The following is a 24,708-nucleotide window of genomic DNA, read 5'->3' as shown; positions in this document are numbered from 1 at the left end:
TATTCTGGATTCCAGTCTTTTTTATTTTTCTGGTATCCTGCACACAACTCACGTTGGATATCTTCACTGTGCAAAATAGGGAATTATGTCATATAAGACTGACGAAAAAAGGGGTTTAATGTCACGTTTGAAATATTTTTGTAATATTACTCTAACAAGTCTGTCAAATAAGGATGGTATAATCCTCCATGGAAAGACACATTTACTAGAGACTTAACCTGAAAAAAAAATATACATAGATAAAAAGTTTTATATACGGTATTTTAATAGACCGAGTACATATTAGAAAGCAGGGTAATGACTTTGAAAAAAAGGCTCCTCGTTTTAAATACGACAATTATTCTTGGGCTTGGAAGTGCTTTTTCAATCCCGGGTGTAAATGCTGAATCAATTAAAAAGCTCGAAAATCAAAAAAGCCAAATCCAGCAGCAGCGTTCCAACTTGCAGGCTACACTGGCCGAAGCTGATAAGGAACTGGTAACTGTACTAAAAGAAATTGCTGAGTTAAATACTAAAATTGCTAAAGTTGAAAAAGCAATTGAAGATAATAATAAATTAATAGCAGAAACGGAAACTAATATTGCCAGCACCAAATCCGAAGTAGATCAATTGAAGGCGGAAATGGCAGTCATCGAGGAAAGAATTGAGAAGAGAAGTGCTATCCTGAAACAGCGTGCACAATCTTTTCAGGAAAGCGGCGGAACAGTTGCTTACCTGGATGTTCTTCTTGGCGCTTCCAGTTTCAGTGATTTCGTTGACCGTGTCGGGGCAGTAACTACATTTGTTCAGGCTGACAAACAATTATTGGAAGAACAGGAACAGGATAAAAAAGCTTTTGAAGAAAAGAAGGCTGCAGTGGAAGAAGAGCTAGCAGGATTAACAAGCATGATGACTGAATTAAAAGGCATGCAGGCTGCTATGGAAGAGCAAAAACAGCAAAATAGCTCATTAATCCAGCAGTTAAAAGAAAAGGAAAATTCTATTGCTGATAAAAAGGCAAAGCTGCAGAGTGAAGATGTTAAATATGCATCATTGATTGCTGATATCGAACAAAGCATTGCTGCGCAAACAGCACCAGTACAGGATGTTGCATATACTTCAGCATCATCAGGCTCTTCATCAGCAGTAGCGGGTTCATCTTCAAAAACAAAAGGCTCAGCTGCTGTCAGCAAGAGTAAACCTGCTGCCCAGAAATCAAAAGGGTCCAGTGCTTCTGCTCCAAAGCCAAGCGTCAATGGCGGAAGCGCAATTAGCATAGTTACAACTGCAGGCAATAAATATATCGGCAATTCAGTTTACGTGTTCGGCGGCGGAAGAAATGCTTATGATATCGCTAATGGAAGGTTCGATTGCTCAGGTTTTGTACATTGGGCATTCTCCCAGGCTGGAATTAGTGTAGGAGCAAGCACAGATTCTCTTAAATTTGCCGGACGCCAGGTGTCAGCAAGCGAGATGAGAGCGGGAGATCTTGTTTTCTTTGATACCTACAAAAGGGACGGCCATGTAGGCATTTACCTCGGCGGCGGTAAATTTATCGGTTCCCAAAGCTCTACCGGTGTCGCTATTGCTAATATGTCAAGCGGCTATTGGAAAACTAAATTTAACGGCCGTGTTGTAAGAATAATAGAATAGTGAAATGAACCTGACTGACATGTGAAAACGTGTCAGTCAGGTTTTTTTGTTATGATCCTATTTGTGTTCGAAGCAGGTCTCTGGTTCGGACTCAAAATATGAGATTTGCTCATTTTGTGTCATAAGTAGATTCAAGTTCGGACACAAGATGCATGATTTGTTCAATTTGTGTCAGAAGTAGGCTCAGGTTCGGACACAAGATGCATGCTTGGCTCAATTTATGTCAGAAGCAGGCTTAGGTTCGGACACAAAATACGGGATTTGCTCCTTCTGTGTCTGAAGTAGACCCCTGGCCCGAAACCAATCTCCAAGATTCCTGCTCCTCACAATTTCTCCATCTCACCCTCCCCCCTCAAAAACAACATAATTTTTAATAAATTCAAAATATTTTATTGATTATTACAATTAAGCATGCTTAAATAGTAAATAACAAATAACTTATCAGATATGTGATGTCTGCAAAGGAAGGGGGAGTGAGTATGAATGTTAAAAAGATCTCAACGCGCAAAATTTCTGAGATTGCTGCTGAGCAAATTGAAGAAATGATTGCCAAAGGATCCTTTAAACCTGGGGATAAGCTCCCTTCAGTAAGAGAGTTGTGTGAATTATTTGGTGTCGGACGGTCAGCTGTCAGAGACGCCCTAACCTCTTTGCAGGGCAAAGGGATTGTGCAAGTTAAGCAGGGGGAAGGCACTTATATAACCCGGTTTGATTCTTCCAAGCTGTTTCACAATCCCCATTTGCATCCCGACATTAAAGACATCCAGGAGTTGTTTCAGGCAAGAAAGATGGTGGAAACAGGGCTTGCTGAAATGGCTGCTGACAATCGTTCGGAAGAGGATTTGGAAATGATGAAGAGGCTTATATCCGATGAAACGATCCATGGCTGGGAGGAGGATTATAAGTTTCATATGGCAATTGCCCGTGCAGCAGGCAATAATATCCTCATTCAATTTGTCCAATTCATTTCTGAAACATTAAAAAAGTCCATGATAGACTTTCACCATTATCTTGAAACAAGGTCTGACATGGCGAGAAAGATTGAGGAGCAGCATCAGGAAATCTATTTGTCTATTAAAAATAAAGAGCCGGATCAGGCACATAAAAACATGTCTGACCATTTGGAATTGGTTGAGAAGCTATTGCAGTTGAGTATCCTTCAGGAGCAATGATGTTTTATTGAATATAATTAGAAACCTTGTTTGTTATTACGAAACAAAAGGCGGTGGATAGGTTGATTGCAGCAGAGTCGATAAGTACTTTAAAAACTTTTTTTAGAGAAAACCAGATAGTTCATAACGAAGCTTCAAGCCTATTTGGCAATTCAGGAGATGTGGTTGTTTCTCCGGAAACTGAAGAAGAAATTGCAGCTTTGCTAAAGCATGCAGATTCGAATGGTTTAACTATCAATATTATGGGCGGCGGCACAAAACGGGGGTTCGGTGGTTTAATTGAAAAAACGGATATTCTTCTGTCGCTTGAAAAATATACAGGGATTGTCGAACACACGCCTGGTGATATGACTTTAACAGTAAAAGCCGGAACTCGCTTTAAAGACCTTCAGGATTACCTGGCACAGCATAATCAAAAAATATCTCTCGATCCCTATTGGCCAGAAAATGCCACAATAGGCGGGATCATTGCAGCAAATGAAAGCGGACCCAAAAGGTTGGGGTATGGTTCAGCCCGTGATGCAGTTATTGGTTTAAGGACTGTATACCCGGATGGAAAAATAATAAGATCCGGTGGAAGAGTCGTAAAAAATGTGGCCGGCTATGATATGAATAAACTATTTATTGGGGCGATGGGCACACTGGGTGTCATTTCTGAAATTACCTTAAAGCTTCGACCTATACCTAAATGCGAGAGCCTGGTTCTTATTTCCTTTCCAAAAGGAAATCTGGCGGGAATTAAAGCTTTTGCAGTGAAGGTTTTGGATTCTATGATTGAACCTGTATCACTTGAACTGCTGAATCCGGCACTTTCTGATAAGCTTGCCGGAATAAATGCTTACACTTTAGCGATGAGTTTTGAAGATGTGGAAAGCTCTGTCCGATATCAGGAAGAATTCGTGAGTAATATGCTGCCTGATGATGCGGAATTGCTTATAAGTCCAAAGGAAAAAGCGGATTTGTTTTGGCACCGGTTTTACAGGCACATCCCAAATGGGTTAGATGGGGAATTGCCAATTCAAACAGAAGCCTCCCTTAAAATCGGAACTGTAAATCTTGAAGCTTTGAGCGTGTTAAATGAAACGGAACTGCTCCAGGATCAATTCAATGTAGAAATTGAATCACATGGAGGTCTTGGCCACGGATTGAGTCAAGTAACCATAAGAGGTGCAGAGTCTGATGTCGCCAATGCCGCTGCACAGGTACGGCAAATTGCTGAAAAAGCCGGCGGCTATGCAATTGTCAAACATCTGCCTTTCGAGCTGCGGAAAAAAGTGGAGGTATGGGGGAATAAACCTTCTTATTTCTTTTTGCTACAAGGCATTAAAACAAAGGTGGATCCAAATAAAACATTAAATCCAAACAGATTTATAGGAGGGATTTAAATGAGTGTGCGGGAACTCGATTTAAAGCAAGAACCGCCATGTACATCAGGATTGGGAAATTATTTATGGAGCGATCCGCCCGATGAAAAGAAATGGGCTGACTGTGTCCATTGCGGCATGTGTCTGGAATCTTGCCCGACATATGAACAGACTGGCCAGGAACAGCATTCCCCAAGGGGGCGTGTTCACTTAATCAAATCTGTGGCTGAAGGGAAGCTCCAAGTAAATGAGCAATTCATGGACCCGGTGTTTCAATGTCTGGATTGCCGCGCCTGCACAACTGCATGCCCGGCTGATGTCGATGTTGGCGGTTTGATTGAAGAAGCACGGGGCCAGATTCGTCAGGCGATGCCATTGACAGGTGTAAAAGGAGCCATCAGCAAGTTTTTTCTTCATGATCTTTTCCCGCACCAGAATCGCTTAAATACGCTCGGAAGCCTTCTGAGATTCTATCAAAAAAGCGGAATGCAAAAAGCCATCCGGAAAACGAAATTAATCAATGTCATGCCGCAGCACCTCGTAGATATGGAATCAATCATGCCTGAAGTGAAAGAGCCTGTTAAAAAGAAATATAAAGACGTAAAAGTAATAAAAGCAACAGGGGAGACAAAGCAGGAAGTTGCCATGCTGACCGGCTGTGTAATGGATGTCATGTTCAGTGATATTAATGAATCCACCATCAATGTACTGACCAGGAATGGAAATGATGTTATCATTCCGCAAAACCAGACTTGCTGCGGAGCCCTGCATGTTCACGCGGGAGACCGTGATATGGGCAGGAAGCTGGCAAAGCAGAATATGGAAGCATTCAAAGACTTTGATAAAGTGATTGTTAATGCTGCCGGCTGCGGGTGCATGATGAAGGAATACGCAGAATTATTTAAGGAAGACCCGGAAATGCATGCAAAAGCGGAAGAGTTTTCTGAAAAGGTAGAGGATATTTCAAAATTTCTTCATGAAACAGGCTATGAAAAGCCAAAGGTTGAGATGAACACTAGAATTACGTACCATGATGCCTGCCATTTAGCGCATGGACAGGGGATCCGCCAGCAGCCGCGCGATATTCTCCTTGATATTCCCGGTGTTGACATGGTTCATATGCCTAATTCAGACCGCTGCTGCGGAAGTGCAGGAATCTATAATATTACAAATCCGGAAATGGCCAATGCGGTCCTTGAAAGCAAAATGGAGAATGTTCCCGATGATGTGGAAATGATCTCGATGGGTAATCCCGGCTGTATGCTGCAGATGGCAATGGGAGTACAAAAATACGGCAGAAACCAGAAAATCGTCCATACAGTCCAGCTACTGGACTGGGCTTATCAAAAGGAAGACCTTATTCGGGAGGGAGAAGAGTGAAAGCAAAAGACCGGGTTAAATCAAAGGACAAACACATCTTAAATTTGGCTGATATTGTTGGCGGTGCCCGTTCCATCCTTTACCTGAAAGAAGATCTTGTTGCCTATGACTGTGATGGCTTTACAATCCATAAGCATTTGCCGAAGGCCGTCGTTTTTCCAAAAAACACCCAAGAAGTGGCGGAGATTATTAAATACTGCTCTGAAAACAATCTTCCCTTCCTGGCAAGGGGAGCAGGAACAGGGCTGAGCGGCGGAGCCATACCGCTTAATGGAGAAATAATCATCAGTATGGTCAGGATGAAAAAGCTTATTAGCGTAGATCTGGAAAATCGCCGTGCCGTTGTAGAGCCTGGATTTGTCAATCTGAAACTCACCAATTCCATATCTGACAAAGGTTATTATTACGCACCAGATCCATCCAGCCAATATTGCTGTACAATTGGGGGCAATGTCGCAGAAAATGCAGGCGGTGCTCATTGTCTGAAATACGGAGTTACGACAAACCATATTCTTGGACTTGAAGTGGTCATGCCTAATGGCGACATAGTGGAAATTGGCAAAGACGGTATTCCGGATGCTCCCGGATATGATTTGCTTGGTCTTATTACAGGCTCTGAAGGGACCCTTGGCATTGTGACAAAAATAACAGTCAGGGTTCTGAAAAACCCTGAAGGAAAACAGACTGTTCTTGCCTACTTTGATCGGGTTGAAGATGGAAGCCAGGCTGTATCGGACATAATATCTGCTGGTATTGTGCCGGCAGCACTTGAAATGATGGATAAAACTGCAATTGAAGGGGTGGAAGCTGCTGCTTTTCCGGTAGGCCACCCAAAAGATATCGAAGCAGTTCTCCTGATTGAAGTGGATGGAATTGCTGCGGGAATTCAGGAACAGATTGACCAGATCCTCGAGGTATGCCGAAAGAGGAATGTCCGTGAAGTGCGGGCGGCCGGAAGTGAAGAGGAAAGAGCCAGATGGTGGGCGAACCGGAAGACAGGCTTTGGTGCTATGGGAGCCATTTCTCCTGATTATCTGGTTCAGGATGGGGTTATCCCCCGAAGCCGGCTGCCGGAGGTTTTAAGCAGAATCAATCAGATTAGCAGTGAATCGGGCTTGAGGATTGCGAATATTTTCCATGCAGGAGACGGTAATCTTCATCCCCTTGTTCTTTTTGATGCACGGAAACCGGGAGAATCAGAGAAAGCGCTTGAAGCTGGAAGCCAATGCCTGAAAGTATGTGCGGATGTTGGAGGGACTATTACTGGTGAACATGGCGTAGGTATTGAGAAACGGGAAGAAATGCGATTTGTGTTCACAGAAGAGGAAATCGCTGCCCAGACAGACATCCGGGAAGTCTTTAATCCTCATAATTTGCTGAATGCAGGAAAGCTGTTCCCATCGCCGGGCAGGTGTGCCGAAGTTAAAAAAGAGATGAAGGCCCAGGCAATTTCATAAGAAGTTCCCAGCCTTTCCAGGTGAAAGGCTGGCATTGAAATTAAAGAAGAAAAAAATTGTGTGAAAATTATTGAAAATCCTTTTGAATACATGCTATTATTTTTTTAAGAGAAAGTCAGAAACGCCGTTTTGTAATAAGAAACAACGGGAATAAAAAGCAGCAATCCAAGGAGGAAATGAATAATGGAGAATTATGTGAAAACAGGAAGCCTGCAGGTTGCAAAGGAGCTCTATGAATTTATCAATTCTGAGGCTCTGCCGGGAAGCTTCGTTGATCAGGAGCAATTCTGGTCAGGTTTGGAAGCGCTTATAAATGATCTGACGCCTAAAAATAAAGCATTGCTTGCGAAGCGTGACGAAATTCAGCATAAGCTGAACACTTGGCACAGGGAAAACCAGAATTTTGATTTTAATAGCTATAAGTCATTTTTAGAAGAGATCGGCTATCTAGAGCCAAAAGCCGAGGATTTTAAAATTACTACAGAAAACGTGGATGAAGAAGTAGCTGTGAAGGCCGGGCCGCAATTGGTCGTTCCAGTTAATAACGGGAGATATGCGATCAATGCTGCAAATGCCCGGTGGGGAAGCTTGTATGATGCACTTTACGGCACAGATGCAATCAGTGAAGAAAACGGTGCAAATAGGGACGGCGGATATAATCCTGTAAGGGGAGAAAAGGTTATTGCGTTTGCCAGGGATTTCCTTGACCAAACCGTTCCTCTTTCAAGCGGTTCTCATAAAGACGCTGTACAGTACAAAGTTGATGAGGGGAAGCTGGCAGTTGTTCTGAGCAATGGCGAAACAGCAAATCTAAAAGAAGAAGCAAAGTTTGCCGGATACCAGGGAGAGCTGGATCAGCCTTCTGCGGTACTCTTAAAGAATAATGGCCTTTATTTTGAAATTCAAATTGACAGAAGCCACCCAATTGGAAAAATGGATGATGCCGGAGTGAAGGATGTTTTACTTGAAGCTGCAGTTACCACAATTATGGACTGTGAGGATTCAGTAACAGCAGTTGATGCTGAAGACAAGGTCCTTGTATACCGCAACTGGCTCGGTTTAATGAAGGGTGATCTTTCCGCAGCCTTCACAAAGGGCTCTAAATCAATGACACGTACATTAAATCCCGACCGTTCATATGTGTCTGCTGAAGGGAAGGAGTTTTCATTACCTGGACGCTCGTTGATGTTTGTAAGGAATGTCGGACATTTAATGTCCATTAACGCTATTTTGGATGCAGACGGAAATGAAGTGCAGGAAGGGATCCTCGATACGGTAATTACCTCCCTGATTGGCAAGCATACATTGCTTGGAAACGGCCCATACCAAAACTCATCAGAAGGATCCATTTATATCGTTAAGCCAAAAATGCACGGTTCCAAGGAGGTTGCTTTTGCAAACGAGCTGTTTGACCGGACGGAAGATCTGCTTGGGCTGGAGCGGAACACACTGAAAATTGGTGTAATGGATGAGGAGCGCCGTACATCCTTGAATCTTGCAGCCTGCATCCGTGAAGTAAAGGAGCGCATTGTTTTCATAAACACTGGATTCCTTGACCGTACCGGGGATGAGATGCACACTTCCATGGAAGCTGGCCCGATGATCCGCAAGAATGATATGAAGGCAACAGCCTGGCTAAAAGGCTATGAAAAATCAAATGTCAATACAGGCCTTGAAACAGGCTTTCAGGGCCGTGCCCAAATTGGAAAAGGCATGTGGGCTATGCCTGATATGATGGCAGATATGATGGAGCAGAAGATCGGCCATCTTAACGCTGGAGCCAATACTGCCTGGGTACCGTCCCCAACTGCTGCTGCCCTTCATGCATTGCATTACCATCAGGTAGAAGTTCAAAAGGTGCAAAACAAGCTGCTGGAGGAAGTTTCAGACCTTCGTGATGAAATTCTGCAGATACCAGTTGCAGAAAATCCGCAATGGACTCAAGAGGAGATTCAAGAAGAACTGGAAAACAACGCACAGGGAATTCTCGGATATGTGGTCCGCTGGGTTGAACAGGGCATCGGCTGTTCCAAAGTTCCTGATATCAATAATATTGGTTTAATGGAGGACCGTGCGACATTAAGGATTTCCAGCCAGCATGTTGCAAATTGGCTTCACCATGGCATCTGCACGAAGGAGCAAGTGCTTGAGACACTTAAGAAAATGGCTAAGGTTGTAGATGAACAAAACAGTGGGGATACGGCATACCGCCCAATGGCAGCTGATTTCGATCAATCGGTTGCATTCCAGGCAGCATGTGACCTTGTTTTCGAAGGCTATGATCAGCCAAACGGCTATACAGAACCAATTTTGCACCGCCGCCGTCTTGAAGCGAAGTCCAAATATGCTGTTAAACAGTAATAATTTTAGAACAGGGCATGCAGGTGCCCTGTTTTTCTAAAGAGCTTCAGACTAATCATACGTGAGGGGAGAGGAATAAAAATGAAATTTACAAGATTTGAAGTTAATGGAGCAGTACATGCAGGAGTATTAGAAGGTGGTATTTATAAAGAAATTAAAGGTGATATTTTCGGAGATTGGGAGTATACCGGCCAGAGCTTTTCCCAGAATGAAGCAAAACAGCTTGCACCGCTGGTTCCAAATCAGATCATTGGAATTGGAGCCAACTATGTGTCCGAAAAAGCGAATTTGCCTGAGACACTCCCTGAAATTCCTGTATTCTTCTTCAAGCCTGTATCTTCTGTTATTGGACCAGATGAGGATATTATCATTCCTGAAGGCATTGAAGAGGTGAAATTCGAATCAGAATTGGCTGTCGTCATTGGCAGAGAAGCAAAAAATGTAGCAGAGTCAGATGTGCTCGATTATGTTTTCGGCTACACAGTAGGGAATGATGTTACTGCTCCGCAATTTTTCCATAATGATGGACATTGGACAATTGGCAAATCCTTTGACAGTTTTACTCCGCTGGGGCCTGTAATCGAGACTGAACTGGATCCGTTTCAGGTAAAAGTTGAAGCAAAATTAAACGGCTCAGAAAAGCAAAACAGCAGCACAGATCTCATGATTATCCCAATCCGAAAAATGATTTCATACCTGTCTAATGTCATGACCCTGAAGCCGGGTGACGTAATCCTTACAGGAAGTCCGGTTGGAGCTGAGATGGTCAAATCAGGGGATATTATCGAGTGTGAAATCAAAGAGATTGGAACACTGCGAAATACATTTGCAGTGGCACGTGAAAGCGCAAAAACGGTATAATTCCAGTAGATTGAATTATGTTTTTGCACCTGAGGTGAGTATTGTGGAAAGAGAAAATATGGTCAAGTCCGTCAGCAGGGCGCTGGATATAATTACATTGATCAGCCTGAAAAAAACCGGCCTTGGCGTAACGGAAATTGCCAATCAGATAGACATCAACAAAAGCTCTGTTTACCGTATTCTATCTACTCTGGTTCAGTACGGATATATAGAGCAGGACACCGAAACCGGCAAGTACAAATTAGGGTATAAATTCCTCGAGATCAGTTCAAAGCTGCTTGAATCAATCGACTTGCGTGCAGAAGCAAGGCCTTTTCTGCAGGAGCTTGAAAATGAAACAAATGAAGTCATTCATTTAGTCGTTTATGATCAGGGAGAGGTTGTGTACATCGAGAAGCTTGAGGGCAATGAAACATTAAGAATGCATTCGAAAGTCGGGAAACGCGCTCCCATGCATTGCACATCTGTCGGCAAGGCCATTCTGGCACACCTGCCTTCAAACATTGTGTCCGATATTCTTGAAAGAAAAGGGATGCCGGTCCATACAGATAAAACCATAACAGATAAAGAAGAATTCATGAAAGAATTGGGGCAGGTAAGGCAAAAAGGATATGCTCTTGATCTGGAAGAAAATGAATACGGAATTACTTGTGTTGCCGTTCCTATTTTTGACCACCTTGGCAAGGTTATTGCTGCAGTCAGTATTTCAGGACCGACCATGAGGATGACAGATGATCGGCTTGATGCATTAAAATCCATAATGGTAAAGACAGGACAAGGAATTTCCGCACGTCTTGGTCATGTTAGCCGAATCAATTAGTAATTAGCTCGATATATCTCGATAAAAAGATATATTGAGCTAATTTTTTTGTATATACATACAAATATTTTTGTGTAAATATATAGATTAAGTTTTCCAAATATTATTGAAATTATGAAAAATGTTTGTATAATGTAAATAAGCCTAGTGCCTTGTTGTATAACAAAAGCATTATAGTTATATAACATGTTTTGCTATCCGCAACAAAGTGCAATCATTGTTCGCTATTACAAAACAAAGGGGGAAACGTAATTTGAGTACTGGAATGTTAGCTTTACTATCTTTAATGCCAATTATTGCAGTTGCAGTATTTCTTGTCGGATTGAGATGGCCGGCAAGTAAGGCGATGCCAATCTCATACCTTGTAGCAGTAGTTCTTGCTCTATTTGTATGGAAAGTTTCAGGGGCAAAAGTTGCCGCTGCATCCATCAATGGCCTGGTTGTTGCCGGAACACTTCTTTATATTATTTTCGGCGCTATTCTGCTTCTAAATACCCTTCAGGAAAGCGGCGGTTTAAAAACCATTCGTCAGGGATTCACAGATATATCGCCTGACCGCCGAATACAAGTAATTATCATAGCCTGGCTGTTTGGTTCTTTCATTGAAGGAGCGTCCGGGTTTGGTACTCCAGCCGCTGTAGCAGTCCCGCTATTAGTGGGCCTTGGCTTTCCGGCTATGGCCGCAGTTATTGCCGGGATGGTCATTCAAAGTACACCGGTGTCATTCGGTGCTGTAGGGACACCGATGCTTGTCGGCGTTCAGACCGGTTTATCGGGCAATGCGAGCCTTACCGATAACCTGCTTGGATTGGTAACTCAAATCGCAGGACAAGTAGCTATTCTCCACATGATTGCGGGCACATTGATTCCTTTATTTGTAGTAGCTTTAATGACAAGATTTTTCGGCAAGAATAAGTCATTTACGGAAGGGATAAAAATCTGGAAGTTTGCACTATTTGCTGCTTTTGCCATGACGATCCCTTATGTAATTGTAGCGAATGTCCTTGGACCTGAATTCCCATCAATGATCGGGGGATTAGCTGGTTTAGCAATTGTTGTTTTTGCAGCTAAAAAAGGCTTTCTTATGCCGCCAAAGGATCAGGTTTGGGATTTTGAAGAGAAATCCAAGTGGGATCCTGAATGGACTGGCAAGCTGGAAATCAAAGCTGTTGCCCATAAGAGCGGAAGCATGAGCATGTTGCGTGCCTGGACTCCCTATGTTTTAGTTGGCCTATTCTTAGTTTTGTCAAGGTTGAAATCGCTTCCATTTTTAGAGTTGCTTCAGGCGTGGACGGTCAAATTTGAAAACATTTTTGATTCCGGCATCACTTCAAGCTTCCAGCCGCTGTATTTGCCGGGAACGATTTTTATTCTTGTATCTGTTATCACTTATTTTATCCATGGAATGAATTCCAGTTCATACAAAAAAGCCTGGGCAGATTCGGGAAAGACAACTGTAGCTGCTTCAACAGCTTTAATTTTCACAGTTCCGATGGTACAGGTATTTATCAACACCGGCGGGGGAGAAGCGGGCTATAATCAGATGCCGATCGAGCTGGCAAACGGTGCTGCAGCTCTTGCTGGAGAATTCTGGCCGTTCTTTGCCACCTTCATCGGGGGTCTAGGAGCCTTTATTGCAGGAAGTAATACCGTCAGTAATATGATGTTTGCATTATTCCAATATGACGTCGGCTCACAGATCGGGGTGGATGCAACCTGGATTGTAGCCCTTCAGGCAGTCGGAGGAGCAGCTGGGAACATGATTTGTGTGCATAACGTCGTTGCTGCATCAGCTGTTGTGGGTCTTGTTGGAAAAGAAGGCGCTGTCATCCGCAAAACGTTATTCCCATTCTTCTACTATGCCCTGCTGGCAGGATCTGTAGGTTACTCGATTGTCTGGTATTCGCAAAAAGGGATTTTCAATATCGGTTCCTTCATTGCAGTTGCCATCGCAGTCGCAGCTGTTTATATAATTGCAACAAATAACAGGCGTTCCAACATGATTTTGCCTCCGCCTCCGGTGAATGTGAAATCTGCTAAATAAGGATTCTTTTAACTGGTTTGGCCCTTTGGCTAAACCAGTTTTTCTTTTTATAAAAATTTTAATTTTCCCCTTCTCTTTTCCAATTACTTGTAATATAATTTAACTGTGTTAACTGTACTAGGAATCATAGTACACTGCATACAGGCGGGAGGGTAAGCATGTTTGAATTGGATGTAAGGAGCCGAAAACCTATATATGAACAGCTGGTTGAGCGGCTTAAAGAGCTGATCATCACAGAGGTCTTAACAGCAGATGAACAGCTGCCTTCCGTTCGAACGCTGGCCCATCAGCTGACGATCAATCCTAATACCATTCAGAAGGCATATAGAGAACTTGAATCCCAAGGCTATATTTATTCCATAAAGGGGAAGGGCAGTTTTGTCAGTGCAGCGACACCCAATCTGAACAGCGAAAAAATAGAAAAAGTGAAGAATGAGCTTTCAAAGCTTTTATCAGAGGCTTTATACCTTGGAATCACAAAAAATGAATTATACAAGCTCATACAGGAAATAGAAGCAGCTATAGGGGGAGGGATAGAAGATGATCAAAATCCGTAATGTGCGAAAATCTTTCGAGGAGATGGATGCTGTCGAAAATGTCTGCATTGAAGTGAATAAAGGGTCCATATACGGCTTGCTTGGTTCCAATGGAGCCGGAAAAACAACACTTTTAAAGCTGTTGGCAGGCATCTATGCAGAGGATGAAGGAAGCATTGCCATTGACGGCCAGCCGGTGTTCGAGAACCCGCAAATGAAAGATAAGATCTTTTTTATTCAGGATCATCCCTATTTTCTGCCTCAATATACAGTTAAGCAGATGGCGCAATTTTATAAAAATATTTACAGCATGTGGGATGAAGGACGATTTGAAGAACTGGCTGCTATTTTTGAAATGGATTTACATAAAAAGATTCATAGATTTTCCAAAGGTATTCAGAGGCAGGCTGCTTTTATCCTTGCTTTGTCTGCCAGGCCGGAAGTGTTAATTTTGGATGAGCCTATGGACGGGCTTGATCCCGTAATGAGGAAGAAAGTGAAAAGCCTGCTGATCGATGAGGTTGCTGAAAGAGAAATGACCATTCTTATTTCCTCTCATAATCTGCGCGAAGTTGAGGATTTATGTGATTTTATAGGCATTATGCATAATGGGCGTATGATTCTTGAAAAAGATCTTGATGACCTTAAAACAGATACACATAAAATTCAGGTTGCCTTTAAAGGATCTGTACCAGCCATTTTCGATTCGCTGAAGATCCTTCATAAAGAAAAAAGAGGCAGCATTGTGATCTGCATTGTAAAGGGAGATGCAAAGGAAATATCGTCATATGTAGAACAATTTAAACCAGTGATTTTCGATATGCTTCCCCTGACATTAGAGGAGATTTTCATTTATGAAATGGGGGACATTGGATATGCAGTCCAAAACATCCTTGATTAAAAGCGAAATTTTAAAAACGATTTTCAGAAGTGTCGGCTGGGTTTCCATTGTGTATTTTCTCGGCCTGTTCTTTGCCATTCCTCTTGATATCATAATGAATTCTTCAGGGGAACAGCGGAAATTCCTGGACATTGACAATCTGTTTCAATACAACTTCCAGCTCCAATTTATTTTTAGTATATCAGTACCGGTGGCCTTGTCTGTGTTCTTATTCAGGTTTACACAGGTAAAGCAATATAGCGATTTAATGCACAGCCTCCCGGTTAAAAGGGAATCCATTTTCCATCAATATGCTTTAACAGGAATCATGCTATTAATTTTGCCGGTTTTACTCATTGCTTTGATTATCCTGGTTCTTTACCAGCCCATGAATTTGCAGGATTTTTATTCAATGGGGGAAATCCTCAATTGGGTGGGCATCACGCTTTTATTTAATATTGTAATTTACCTGACAGGTGTTTCTGTAGGAATGCTGTCGGGATTATCGGCGGTACAGGGTGTGTTAACGTATATTTTTCTCCTGCTCCCTGTAGGTCTGATCATTTTAGTTTCTATTAATTTGCCTTTCTATTTATTCGGTTTTCCAGGCCAATACTATATGACAAGCAAATTCGAAAAGTTCTCTCCCTTGATTGCATTTACTCAGATGAATATGCGCACACCGTCAAATGTGGAGACTGCTGTTTATCTCATACTTATTGTGTCCCTGTATTTTCTTGGCTTGCAGATCTATAAAAGGAGAAGAATGGAGGCAGTCTCCCACGCGCTTGTTTTTCCGATAACAAAGCCCATTTTTAAATTTGGTGTGACGTTTTGCACGATGCTTCTTGGAGGCGGTTATTTCGGTGAGATGCAGGGCGGCACGAGCTGGATTATCGCGGGATATGTTTTTGGAGCACTGATTGGATATGCTGCGGCCGAAATGGTTCTCCAGAAATCATGGCGAGTGACTATTCATGTAAAAGGATTGATGGTCTATACAGCCATAATGGCGGCTTTATTCCTCTTATTCCAATTTGACTTGACTCAGTATGAAAAAAGCATACCGCAGAGCAATGAAATTGAGCGGGTCCATTTCAGCGAGAGTTTTCACCTTTATAATGATATTGATCATGAGGAACCGCTATATTTAAAAGAATACGAGAATATTGACTTGGTCAGAAGGTTTCATGAAAAGATTGTAAAGGATGAAAACAGACAGGCTCAGGATTCAGGCCGAGGGTCCGTTTTTATTGTGTATGAACTGAAGAATGGCGAAAAGCTGGTCCGCGATTACAGCATTAACAAAAGGGAATATAAGCCATATCTTAAGCTGATTTATGAATCGGATGAATATAAAATGGCAACAAATGAAATCTATCAGGTACCGGAAGATGAAACTACGAAAATCACGATTACCCCATCAGGGCCAGTTACAAAGCGGGCGGTCATTACAGACAAAGAAGAACTTAAAGAAGTTGTTCAGATATTGACTGAGGAAGTGGATACTGCTTCCTATGAGGAGCTTCAGGGAATTGATGAGCCATATGCTCATATAGAGATTTATTATAATGACAGCAAAAAAGCCTATATGACCTGGAATCCTTCTTATACGAGGTTTGAGGAATGGCTGAAAGAAAAGTCATTGCTGAATGATGCAAAAGTGAATAGCAATGATATTTCTTATGCACTGGCTGCAAAAGCGGAGGATATCGATATTAACTTTGCTGCAGGGTACTCTTATGAGGAAGTTTTTGAAAAGATGACTGAAAGCAAATCTTCCATCAAAATTACAGATAAAGAACAAATAGAAAGCAGTTTGGGTAATTCAAATGGGTATATTGAAGGAGATTATATAATTGCATTCTATTTTGATGAACAAAGGACAATGGATATTAAGAGCTTTACTGAAAAAACAGTGCCTGAATTTATAAAGGAACGGCTTCAATAATACCGGAGAAATTTACAGGAGAGGGGGATTACAGTGATAAAACCTTCAATGGATATGAGAGAAATCTGCAGACTATACAATAAGCGGCTCTATCATATTGCTTACAGCATTACCCGGGATCATTATCTTGCGCAGGATGTTGTTCAGGAAACACTGATCAAGGCGTATAAAAAAATGGACAGCATAGATGATCAGGATAAGCTGGGAGCATGGTTATCATCAATTGCGACCAGAACTGCAATTGATTTTGTGCGAAAAGAAAGAAGGACTAATGAGAGGATACAGGATTCCGTTGATTTTGAAAACTGCATGGAAAGCAGGTACAGCGATACCGGGCAGGAAGCAGAGATTAATATGCTTCAGGAGCAGATATACGCATATGTGGATTCCCTCTCCTATGAACAGAAAAGGGTGTTCCTGCTTAAAACAAAGCATGGACTGAAGGAAAGAGAAATAGCGGACATTCTTCATCTCAACCCAAACACTGTCAAAACAAAATTATATCGGGTCAGACAGCAACTGAGAGAAATCCTTGCTGACCGGAATTTGGCATAGAAAAACAGCTTCTGAAAAGGAGCTGTTTTTTTGTGCAATTACAAGTAATTGATAATTGCCCCTGGGCTGTTTAACACTCCAATGTTTGAATCACTTCCTCAGGAGGCAAGGGATTCTTTGGGGAAAATGGTGCCTTTTCCTTCAAGACTGGGATATCCTGAGGAGTATGCCAGGCTGGCTGAAAGTATATTAGTAAATCCGATGCTGAATGGAGAAACGATCAGGCTGGATGGCGGCATCCGCATGCAGCCGAAATAACTAATTGGACCTTAAAAGAAAGGTTTTTTAAGAAAATGAATTTTAAATGTTCTAAAAATATAGATAATTATTGTACAATATAATTGTAAGCCTTTACATAGGCGGTGGTTATCACTTTGTGTTATGCCAAAAAAATTTTAGTTTCGGAGGTTCATAATATGGCAGCGTCATATCTGCAGGAAGAGCATGAAATTTTTAGAGAATCTCTGCGTAAGTTCTTAGAGAAGGAAGCCTATCCGAACTATGAAAAATGGGAAGAGGACAGAATCATTCCCCGTGAATTTTGGCGCAAGATGGGGGAGCAGGGTTTTTTATGCCCTGATATAGACGAAAAGTATGGCGGAAGCAATGTCGATTGGGGCTTCTCAGTCATAATTAATGAAGAACTTGAACGGGTTGGGTCCGGAATGGTGGGAATTGGGCTCCACAATGATATCGTCGTCCCATACATTACTGCTTATGGAACCGATGAACAAAAGGAAAAGTGGCTGCCAAAGTGTGCAGCGGGTGAAATCATTACGGCAATAGCCATGACTGAACCTGGAGCCGGCTCTGACTTAGCAGGCATCAGAACGACAGCAAGGCTTGATGGGGACCATTACATAGTGAATGGCGAAAAGACCTTTATTACCAACGGAATTCATTCAGATTTAATCATCATAGCCTGTAAAACAGATCCCCATGCCGTCCCACGGCATAAAGGCGTAAGCCTGCTTGCGGTCGAGAGGGGAACAGAGGGGTTTTCAAGAGGGAGGAAATTAAACAAGGTCGGTCTTCATTGTCAGGATACGGCAGAGTTAATTTTTGAAGATTGCAGAGTTCCGAAAGAAAACCTGATCGGCGAAGAAGGAAAAGGTTTTCTATATTTAATGGAAAAGCTGCAGCAGGAAAGGCTTGTCGTGGCAATTGCTGCCCAGGTGGCTGCAGAGGAAATGCTTAAATTAACAATAAATTATGTAAAGAATCGCGAGGCATTCGGGAAACCGATCAGCCAGTTTCAGAACACTCAATTTAAAATAGCAGAAATGGCAACAGATATTGAGATGGGAAGGGTGTTCCTTGATCAATTGATCACAGAGCATATGGCAGGAAAAGATGTAGTTACAAAGGTCTCCATGGCGAAATGGAAGCTGACAGAAAATGCCAGTAAAATTGCAGCTGAATGCATGCAGCTTCATGGCGGCTATGGCTATATGGAAGAATACGAGATTGCAAGGAGGTTCAGAGATATACCAGTCGCCAGCATATATGCAGGCACAAATGAAATCATGAAAACGATTATTGCTAAAAACATGGGTTTATAGGGGAGGAGTATATATGCGTGAAGCTGTTATTGTCGAAGGGGTCAGAACACCAGTAGGAAGAAAAAACGGTTTACTAAAGGACATCAGGGCGGATGATTTGGCTGCAGAAGCGTTAAAGGCACTTGTGAAACGTGCAGGTCTGAAGCCGGAAATGATTGATGATGTCATTCTTGGCTGTGTCTCGCAAATAGGCGAGCAAACAGGGGATATTGCAAGGGTAGCTGCATTGATCGCAGGGTTTCCAATCGAAGTGCCGGGTACAACCATTGACCGCCAATGCGGATCCAGCCAGCAGGCTGTTCACTTTGCAGCTCAGGCTATTTTAGCAGGGGATATGGATATTGTGATCGCAGGAGGGGTCGAAAGCATGTCCCGTGTTCCTATCGGCTCCAGCTATCAGGGGGTCGGTTTCAGTGAAAAACTGACAGACAGACATGAAATCATCCACCAGGGCTTATCTGCTGAACGAATTGCTGAAAAATATGGATTTACAAGAGAAGAGCTTGACCGCTATTCATTTGAGAGTCATCAGAAGGCTTTAAATGCCCAGGCTGAAGGCCGGTTTGAGAGAGAGATTGAACCATTGGATGTGACAATGTCTGATGGACAGCTTTTAACGGTAACAGAAGACGCTGGACCGAGAAAGGAAACCTCTCTGGAAGCACTGGCAAGCTTAAAAACTGTTTTTAAAGAGAATGGAGTGATTCATGCAGGAAATTCCAGCCAAATCAGCGATGGAGCAGCAGCACTATTAATTATGTCACGTGAAAAGGCAGAGGAGCTTGGAATGAAACCGAAATTCAGAATACTTGCGCGTACAGCAGTGGGCTCGGATCCTGCTTTAATGCTGACTGGACCAATACCGGCAACAGAGAACGTGTTAAAGAAAGCTGGACTGGCTATAGAGGACATTGATGTGTTCGAAGTGAACGAAGCATTCGCTCCTGTACCGCTTGCCTGGCTGAAAGAAACAGGAGCGGATCCGGCAAAGCTTAACCCAAATGGGGGTGCCATTGCACTCGGCCATCCTTTAGGCGGAAGCGGTGCAAGGCTGATGGTCACCATGATGCATGAACTCGAAAGAACAGGGGGGCGCTATGGCCTGCAGACCATGTGTGAAGGTCTTGGTATGGCGAATGCGACTATTATTGAACGATTAGATTGAAAAATGGGGAGGAATGAAAATGACTACTATTGGAAGAATTTTTGATCTCACGGCCGGAAAGTTTCCGGATAAGGAAGCTCTGTATGATGTCAGAAAAAATCTGCGTTTTACCTATAAAGAATGGAGTTTTGAAATCAATAAACTGGCCAATGCCTTAATAAGTGCAGGCGTCAGGAAGGGTGACAGGGTTTCAACCTGCCTTTTTAACACCGAGGAACTTGCTACAGCATTCTTTGCCTGTGCAAAAATCGGCGCCGTATTTAATCCGATCAACTTTAGGCTCATGTCAGAAGAAATTGCTTATATTCTCCAGGATGCAGAGCCAAAAGTAGTGTTATTTGAACAAATGCTGGAATCCGGCATTACCCCCATCGCTAAGCGTTTTCCGCATACAGAGTTCTGGTACATTGATGACAATGCTCCTCCATACGCTTCATCCTATCGCGAAAAGGTGGATGCAGCATCGAATGATGAAATTGAAATTGAGATAAATGAAAATGATTTGTACGCAATAATGTACACAAGCGGCACCACGGGAAGGCCAAAGGGTGTAGTCCACAGACACAGGGATATGGCTGAACAAAGTCTGATTGTTATAGGAGCGACAAAGCTTGAAAGCAATGACAACGGACTCGTGACTGCACCTATGTTCCACTGCGCAGAGCTTCACTGTGCCTTTTTGCCAAGGGTGCATGTGGGTGCTGCCAATACCATCCTGCATCACTTTGATGCAAAGGAAGTATTGCGGTTAATATCTGAAGAGAAAATTACAAAGTTTTTTGCAGCTCCGACCATGTGGAATATGCTTCTTCAGGAAAACTTAAGCCATTATAGTCTGGAAAGCCTTAAGCTGGGATTGTATGGAGCGGCACCGATGGCTCCTGCTCTTGTTTATGCGTGCCGTGAAAAATTAGGCATCTCCCTGGTACAGGCATATGGAATGACCGAGATGGGTCCTGCGATTACGTTTTTATCGGAAGATGACCAAATCAGGAAGGCTGGGTCTGCAGGACAGGCCTGTTTAAACCATGAAATCAGGATTGTAAGCCCGAATGAGAATGGTCCATCAGATCCTGATGATGTGATGCCCCCGGGCGAAACGGGTGAAATCATCGTAAAAGGTCCGTGCATGATGAGTGGTTATTTTAATCGGGACGCGGCAACCGATCATGCCATGCATGGAGGCTGGTACCACTCTGGTGACATCGGATATCTGGATGACGAAGGCTATTTGTACGTCAAAGACAGAGTCGATGATATGATCATTAGCGGCGGTGAAAATATTTATCCGCGTGAAGTGGAGGATCTTTTATATACTCATAACGGTGTCCTGGATGTGGCAGTAATCGGGCAGCCTGATGACCGCTGGGGTGAAACCGTCACAGCATTTGTTGTCAAAAAAGAACCCGCACTGACTGAAGAAGAACTCGATGAATTGTGCAGGAATAGTGATGAACTCGCCAATTATAAGCGGCCGAGAAAATATGTATTCTGTGAAGCTCTGCCAAGAAATGCGAGCGGCAAGATTCAAAAGTTCATGCTCAGAAAGCAGCTGGAGGATCTGTTCGCTGAAGGGAAAATCTAGCCGGAAGAAGGGAATGCAAGATGTTAAAAGGCATAAGAGTAATTGATTTTTCCAACTATCTCCCTGGTCCGTTTGCTTCCCAGAGGCTTGCAGAGCTAGGTGCAGAAGTGATAAAAGTGGAACCGGAATCCGGTGACCCCGGAAGGCATCTCGATATCAAAATAGAGGGTACAGGTGCAGTGTTTGCCGCCAACAACCGCGGCAAAAAAAGCATTACACTTAACCTGAAGAGCGAAGAAGGAAGAAATGCGGCCCTTATGCTGATTTCAGAAAGTGATGCGGTGCTTGAAAGTTTTCGGCCGGGTGTGATGAAAAAGCTGGGCTTGGATTATGAGGCTGTGAAAAAACATAAACAAAATATCGTTTATTGCTCTCTTACAGGCTACGGTGAGAATGAAGACTATCAATATTTAGGAAGCCATGATTTAAATTATATGGCCGTAAGCGGAGTCCTTGCCCAGCTGAAGGACCGCAGCGGGCGACCTGTTCACCCGTCCAATACAATAGCGGACTTTATGGGAGGAATGGCAGCCAGTGAAAGAATACTGGCTGCCCTGCTTTCCAGCAGAATGTCCGGCAAAGGCGGGCATCACTGCATCTCCATTGCGGAGGTGATGGCTTCCACTATGGGGAACCATTTGCTGATTGAGAATAAGACAGGATACCCTAAAGGACTTTCGGTATTAAACGGGGAAATCGTTGCTTATTCTATTTATGAAACAAAAGATGCCCGGTTTGCTGCACTTGCAGCTCTGGAGCCAAAGTTCTGGATAAATTTCTGTAAGAGTGCAGGTAGGGAGGATTGGACTGATTATCATCTTTCAAGTGCCTCTGCTGATAATCCTGTCTTTTTGGAGATAACCGAATTTTTTAAAAGCAGGACATTAAAAGAGTGGACTGAATTTGGTCAAAGAGCAGATTGCTGTCTGACTCCTGTATTGGAGGCAGGCGAATTGGCAGACTTTCCGCTATTTAAAAGTATCTTAGATACTAACCAAAATCACCCTTTGGTTAAAATGCATGGCGGAATTGAATCAGCAATGGATGGGCCTCCAAAATTGGGAGAACATAATGAGGAAGTTCTAAGCAATATTGCAAAGAGAAATATAAAAATATGACCGATACGAATAAAGAGTCCCTAATCATAAGGATGATCAGGGACTCTTCTATTATGCCTTAAATTGTGACATTGGGATTTTTGCCTTCGATTCATCGAAAGGGAGGGATGCAGCTGAGATTAAATGGTATAATGAAAGGGAATATATATTAAAATAATCTTTTCAATTTTTGGAGTGTGATGGTCACTAGTGCGTTTTATTAAAACAATCCCCAATATGGTCACTTTAGGTAATTTATATTGCGGCTTTCTTTCAATCGGCATGGCTGCCAATGGAGAATTTAAAAATGCAGCCATATTAATTTTAATTGGCATGATGCTTGATAGCATGGACGGCAGGCTGGCCAGAATGCTGAAGGCGGATAGTACACTTGGAAAAGAACTTGATTCTCTGGCAGATATTGTTACGTTTGGGGTAGCACCTTCATTTTTGGTCTTTTATACATACTTTTTTCAATTTGGAATCCTTGGATTAGCTGTTTCAGGTCTTTTTCCTTTATTTGGGGCATATCGGCTTGCCAGATTCAATATCAGTCCGCCAAAATCCTCTTTAAACTATTTTATTGGAGTACCAATAACAGCAGCAGGCGGGATCATGGCCATACTGACCCTTTTTGGTGACCATATTCCTAATATCATTACCACAGTTGTGTTTACCGCACTCTGCTTTCTTATGGTAAGCAGAATCCGGATTCCCAGCTTTAAAGAAGTTCCTCTTCCTAAATACGGAACGATTGTTACCGTTTTTCTGGGAAGTGTCCTATACGTCATTTATAAGGGCTCATACGGGCCATTTCCCGATTTGATTTATATTGCGATACCGCTTTACATTGCGTATTTGACATACCGATTCATAAAAGGCAAAAACAAAAAAGAAATTGACTAAACAAAAAAAGGCCGGGATGGCCTTTTTTTATTTGTAAAATACTTTGTCGATATTATATTTTGCCTGAAGGGCATTGATGATATAAGTCTCATAAATTTCGCGCTCCATGCTGTCTTCCACGTAAATGACCGCAATTTTATAGACATCATCTCGATGATTTTTTATAGGAGAAACATTGTCTTCAAAGTGCTTTTTAACTCGCTGCCTTAATTTTCGGGCCTTTCCTACAAATAGCAGATCTTCTTTCGCATCAAAAAACAGAATCATGCCGCCCTTGTCTCTTGGTATCTTATGGTAATCTGTGAAACCATAGACACTGCTGAGGTCACTTTCTCCCGCCTGTCCCGTTTGCCTGCTTCTTGTAATGACGAGATTAGGCTCTGGTATTTCAATTTTTATCAATATCATCACTTCCTATTCTAAGATTAAAGAGTACCATAAATTTCATATGTAATCCACATTAAAAGTATCATTGGATCCTGCCTGGCCATCTGCTCCTTATATGAAGTGTAATTGTTTTTGTCTTTCTTTTGTCATATTCAGCAGTACTTCATTGTTGAGCGAGTGTGCCATTTTAAGGGTGAGATCCAAAATTTTTTTGATTCCTTCCTCCTGGGCGTAATCAATAGCTATCCGATCACATTGAACTTCAGTATCTGTACAGATTATATTCTTTCCAGCCGGAAAGGTAATATGTCCAATTTCATGCCAAATTATGGCTTCTTTTATTTCTATGTCTGAACAGAACTTTTCATAGTCATAGACGATAATAAACCAGTCGTATTTCGCATCCAGGGATTGATAAAGCATAGTCAGGAGTCTGCAGTCAATATTCCAAAAGCTCAGCCAATTTCCATCGTTTAGACCAAAGTTTTTTAAAACTGTAGGTTTATCTTCTAAAATGGCAATTTTTCCGTCTAGGCCGCACCGGGATAAGGAAAGCTCTTCACACAAGCAGATCAAGTCAGATTCTCCTTTTATTTAATTTTGTTTTACTAGCATTATTATGTAAGTGGCATTTTTTTAATCACCATCCAATAAGAAAATAAAGATATTAATGGTTTTGATTGCAAACCTGCCATGTGGCAGTCCAAATGCAAAAACGTGGGAGCAGATACATTTAAGGAGAAAGCTGAGCTGGAAAGGGATTTAGGTGTGGATTTAACTAGTAATCCAAAAGCGGGGCTTCAGCAGCCTTCTTGCAGGGTGAAGTTGGACCGGGACCAAACAAGCTGGGCACATATGTGTTCAGCTTTTTTTCTTTCTATTTACATAAAGAGTTTGCGTTATATTTATCACTTAGCTTATAGTGAAAAATACTTACACATAAGGAATTTGTCATAGCAATATTCCCAATCACATAAAAATAAAAAATAGCTC

Annotated in this window: 20 protein-coding genes and 1 pseudogene; 19 read left to right on the top strand and 2 right to left on the bottom strand. The window is 42.4% G+C overall.

The features are described 5' to 3' along the window. Positions 1 to 297 precede the first annotated feature (297 nt). The 19 genes and pseudogenes from BFI01S_RS08525 (at position 298) to pssA (ending at position 23,328) form a co-directional block, all read left to right on the top strand. Positions 298 to 1,632: a C40 family peptidase gene (locus BFI01S_RS08525; RefSeq protein ID WP_061792237.1), complete on the top strand. Its 1,335-nt coding sequence runs from the start codon at positions 298 to 300 to the stop codon at positions 1,630 to 1,632. 479 nt (positions 1,633 to 2,111) lie between these two features. Beyond that, a complete protein-coding gene (locus tag BFI01S_RS08520; protein ID WP_061792236.1) occupies positions 2,112 to 2,804 on the top strand; it encodes a FadR/GntR family transcriptional regulator in 693 nt (230 codons plus the stop codon). Positions 2,805 to 2,866: 62 nt separating this feature from the next. Then, entirely contained in the window at positions 2,867 to 4,189 is a 1,323-nt protein-coding gene (locus BFI01S_RS08515; RefSeq protein WP_061792235.1) for an FAD-binding oxidoreductase, read from the top strand. Then, positions 4,190 to 5,548, top strand: a complete 1,359-nt coding sequence (locus tag BFI01S_RS08510; RefSeq protein ID WP_061792234.1) for a (Fe-S)-binding protein — start codon at positions 4,190 to 4,192, stop codon at positions 5,546 to 5,548. Then, positions 5,545 to 7,005: an FAD-linked oxidase C-terminal domain-containing protein gene (locus tag BFI01S_RS08505; protein WP_061792233.1), complete on the top strand. Its 1,461-nt coding sequence runs from the start codon at positions 5,545 to 5,547 to the stop codon at positions 7,003 to 7,005. The genes BFI01S_RS08510 and BFI01S_RS08505 overlap by 4 nt, the downstream gene beginning before the upstream one ends. A 183-nt stretch (positions 7,006 to 7,188) precedes the next feature. After that, a complete protein-coding gene (locus tag BFI01S_RS08500; protein WP_061792232.1) occupies positions 7,189 to 9,366 on the top strand; it encodes a malate synthase G in 2,178 nt (725 codons plus the stop codon). Between the two features lie 81 nt (positions 9,367 to 9,447). Then, complete coding sequence (locus BFI01S_RS08495) at positions 9,448 to 10,227, top strand: fumarylacetoacetate hydrolase family protein (RefSeq protein WP_061792231.1); 780 nt, start codon at positions 9,448 to 9,450, stop codon at positions 10,225 to 10,227. A 43-nt stretch (positions 10,228 to 10,270) separates the two neighbouring features. Beyond that, positions 10,271 to 11,047: an IclR family transcriptional regulator gene (locus tag BFI01S_RS08490; protein ID WP_061792230.1), complete on the top strand. Its 777-nt coding sequence runs from the start codon at positions 10,271 to 10,273 to the stop codon at positions 11,045 to 11,047. A 253-nt stretch (positions 11,048 to 11,300) separates the two neighbouring features. Continuing rightward, complete coding sequence (locus tag BFI01S_RS08485; RefSeq protein WP_061792229.1) at positions 11,301 to 13,091, top strand: L-lactate permease; 1,791 nt, start codon at positions 11,301 to 11,303, stop codon at positions 13,089 to 13,091. Positions 13,092 to 13,249: 158 nt separating this feature from the next. Continuing rightward, positions 13,250 to 13,648: a GntR family transcriptional regulator gene (locus tag BFI01S_RS08480; protein WP_061792228.1), complete on the top strand. Its 399-nt coding sequence runs from the start codon at positions 13,250 to 13,252 to the stop codon at positions 13,646 to 13,648. Further along, the gene (locus BFI01S_RS08475; protein ID WP_061792227.1) at positions 13,632 to 14,528 is read left to right on the top strand and encodes an ABC transporter ATP-binding protein; all 897 of its coding nucleotides are present in this window, start codon (positions 13,632 to 13,634) and stop codon (positions 14,526 to 14,528) included. Before BFI01S_RS08480 ends, BFI01S_RS08475 begins: the two co-directional genes overlap by 17 nt. Further along, positions 14,482 to 16,458: a DUF6449 domain-containing protein gene (locus tag BFI01S_RS08470; protein WP_061792226.1), complete on the top strand. Its 1,977-nt coding sequence runs from the start codon at positions 14,482 to 14,484 to the stop codon at positions 16,456 to 16,458. The genes BFI01S_RS08475 and BFI01S_RS08470 overlap by 47 nt, the downstream gene beginning before the upstream one ends. Positions 16,459 to 16,491: 33 nt before the next feature. After that, the gene (locus BFI01S_RS08465) at positions 16,492 to 17,013 is read left to right on the top strand and encodes an RNA polymerase sigma factor (RefSeq protein ID WP_235831138.1); all 522 of its coding nucleotides are present in this window, start codon (positions 16,492 to 16,494) and stop codon (positions 17,011 to 17,013) included. Positions 17,014 to 17,061: 48 nt separating this feature from the next. Next, positions 17,062 to 17,271, top strand: a pseudogene (locus tag BFI01S_RS22385) (SDR family NAD(P)-dependent oxidoreductase); the annotation flags it as partial. Between the two features lie 158 nt (positions 17,272 to 17,429). Then, positions 17,430 to 18,575, top strand: a complete 1,146-nt coding sequence (locus BFI01S_RS08460) for an acyl-CoA dehydrogenase family protein (RefSeq protein ID WP_061792225.1) — start codon at positions 17,430 to 17,432, stop codon at positions 18,573 to 18,575. A 13-nt stretch (positions 18,576 to 18,588) separates the two neighbouring features. After that, positions 18,589 to 19,740, top strand: coding sequence for a thiolase family protein (locus tag BFI01S_RS08455; RefSeq protein ID WP_061792224.1), 1,152 nt, complete (start codon positions 18,589 to 18,591; stop codon positions 19,738 to 19,740). Positions 19,741 to 19,759: 19 nt separating this feature from the next. Continuing rightward, positions 19,760 to 21,325 (top strand): fatty acid--CoA ligase, encoded by a 1,566-nt coding sequence (locus BFI01S_RS08450; RefSeq protein ID WP_061792223.1) that lies wholly within the window; start codon positions 19,760 to 19,762, stop codon positions 21,323 to 21,325. 20 nt (positions 21,326 to 21,345) lie between these two features. Then, positions 21,346 to 22,443 carry a CaiB/BaiF CoA transferase family protein gene (locus BFI01S_RS08445; protein ID WP_061792222.1) on the top strand — a complete coding sequence of 366 codons (1,098 nt, stop codon included), beginning with the start codon at positions 21,346 to 21,348 and terminating at the stop codon, positions 22,441 to 22,443. A 189-nt stretch (positions 22,444 to 22,632) separates the two neighbouring features. Continuing rightward, a complete protein-coding gene (gene pssA, locus BFI01S_RS08440; RefSeq protein ID WP_061792221.1) occupies positions 22,633 to 23,328 on the top strand; it encodes a CDP-diacylglycerol--serine O-phosphatidyltransferase in 696 nt (231 codons plus the stop codon). A 27-nt stretch (positions 23,329 to 23,355) separates the two neighbouring features. Here the strand turns inward: pssA and BFI01S_RS08435 are convergent, their stop codons facing one another. Continuing rightward, positions 23,356 to 23,730, bottom strand: coding sequence for a nucleotide excision repair endonuclease (locus tag BFI01S_RS08435; RefSeq protein WP_061792220.1), 375 nt, complete (start codon positions 23,728 to 23,730; stop codon positions 23,356 to 23,358). A gap of 96 nt (positions 23,731 to 23,826) precedes the next feature. Further along, entirely contained in the window at positions 23,827 to 24,291 is a 465-nt protein-coding gene (locus BFI01S_RS08430; RefSeq protein WP_061792219.1) for a hypothetical protein, read from the bottom strand. Between the last annotated feature and the right edge of the window lie 417 nt (positions 24,292 to 24,708).

Origin of the sequence: Cytobacillus firmus NBRC 15306 (genome assembly GCF_001591465.1) — a bacterium.
Lineage (GTDB): Bacteria > Bacillota > Bacilli > Bacillales > Cytobacillaceae > Cytobacillus > Cytobacillus firmus.
The sequence above is the reverse complement of the archived record's forward strand: the minus strand, read 5'-3'. Positions and strand labels throughout refer to the sequence as shown.

Bases quoted from the DNA above. Each gene is read 5' to 3' on its own strand.
- BFI01S_RS08520 (WP_061792236.1), top strand. From the start codon at position 2,112: ATGAATGTTAAAAAGATCTCAACGCGCAAAATTTCTGAGATTGCTGCT.
- BFI01S_RS08500 (WP_061792232.1), top strand. From the start codon at position 7,189: ATGGAGAATTATGTGAAAACAGGAAGCCTGCAGGTTGCAAAGGAGCTC.
- BFI01S_RS08445 (WP_061792222.1), top strand. From the start codon at position 21,346: ATGTTAAAAGGCATAAGAGTAATTGATTTTTCCAACTATCTCCCTGGT.
- BFI01S_RS08450 (WP_061792223.1), top strand. From the start codon at position 19,760: ATGACTACTATTGGAAGAATTTTTGATCTCACGGCCGGAAAGTTTCCG.
- BFI01S_RS08525 (WP_061792237.1), top strand. From the start codon at position 298: ATGACTTTGAAAAAAAGGCTCCTCGTTTTAAATACGACAATTATTCTT.
- BFI01S_RS08470 (WP_061792226.1), top strand. From the start codon at position 14,482: ATGAAATGGGGGACATTGGATATGCAGTCCAAAACATCCTTGATTAAA.
- BFI01S_RS08480 (WP_061792228.1), top strand. From the start codon at position 13,250: ATGTTTGAATTGGATGTAAGGAGCCGAAAACCTATATATGAACAGCTG.
- BFI01S_RS08460 (WP_061792225.1), top strand. From the start codon at position 17,430: ATGGCAGCGTCATATCTGCAGGAAGAGCATGAAATTTTTAGAGAATCT.
- BFI01S_RS08475 (WP_061792227.1), top strand. From the start codon at position 13,632: ATGATCAAAATCCGTAATGTGCGAAAATCTTTCGAGGAGATGGATGCT.
- BFI01S_RS08510 (WP_061792234.1), top strand. From the start codon at position 4,190: ATGAGTGTGCGGGAACTCGATTTAAAGCAAGAACCGCCATGTACATCA.
- BFI01S_RS08455 (WP_061792224.1), top strand. From the start codon at position 18,589: ATGCGTGAAGCTGTTATTGTCGAAGGGGTCAGAACACCAGTAGGAAGA.
- BFI01S_RS08495 (WP_061792231.1), top strand. From the start codon at position 9,448: ATGAAATTTACAAGATTTGAAGTTAATGGAGCAGTACATGCAGGAGTA.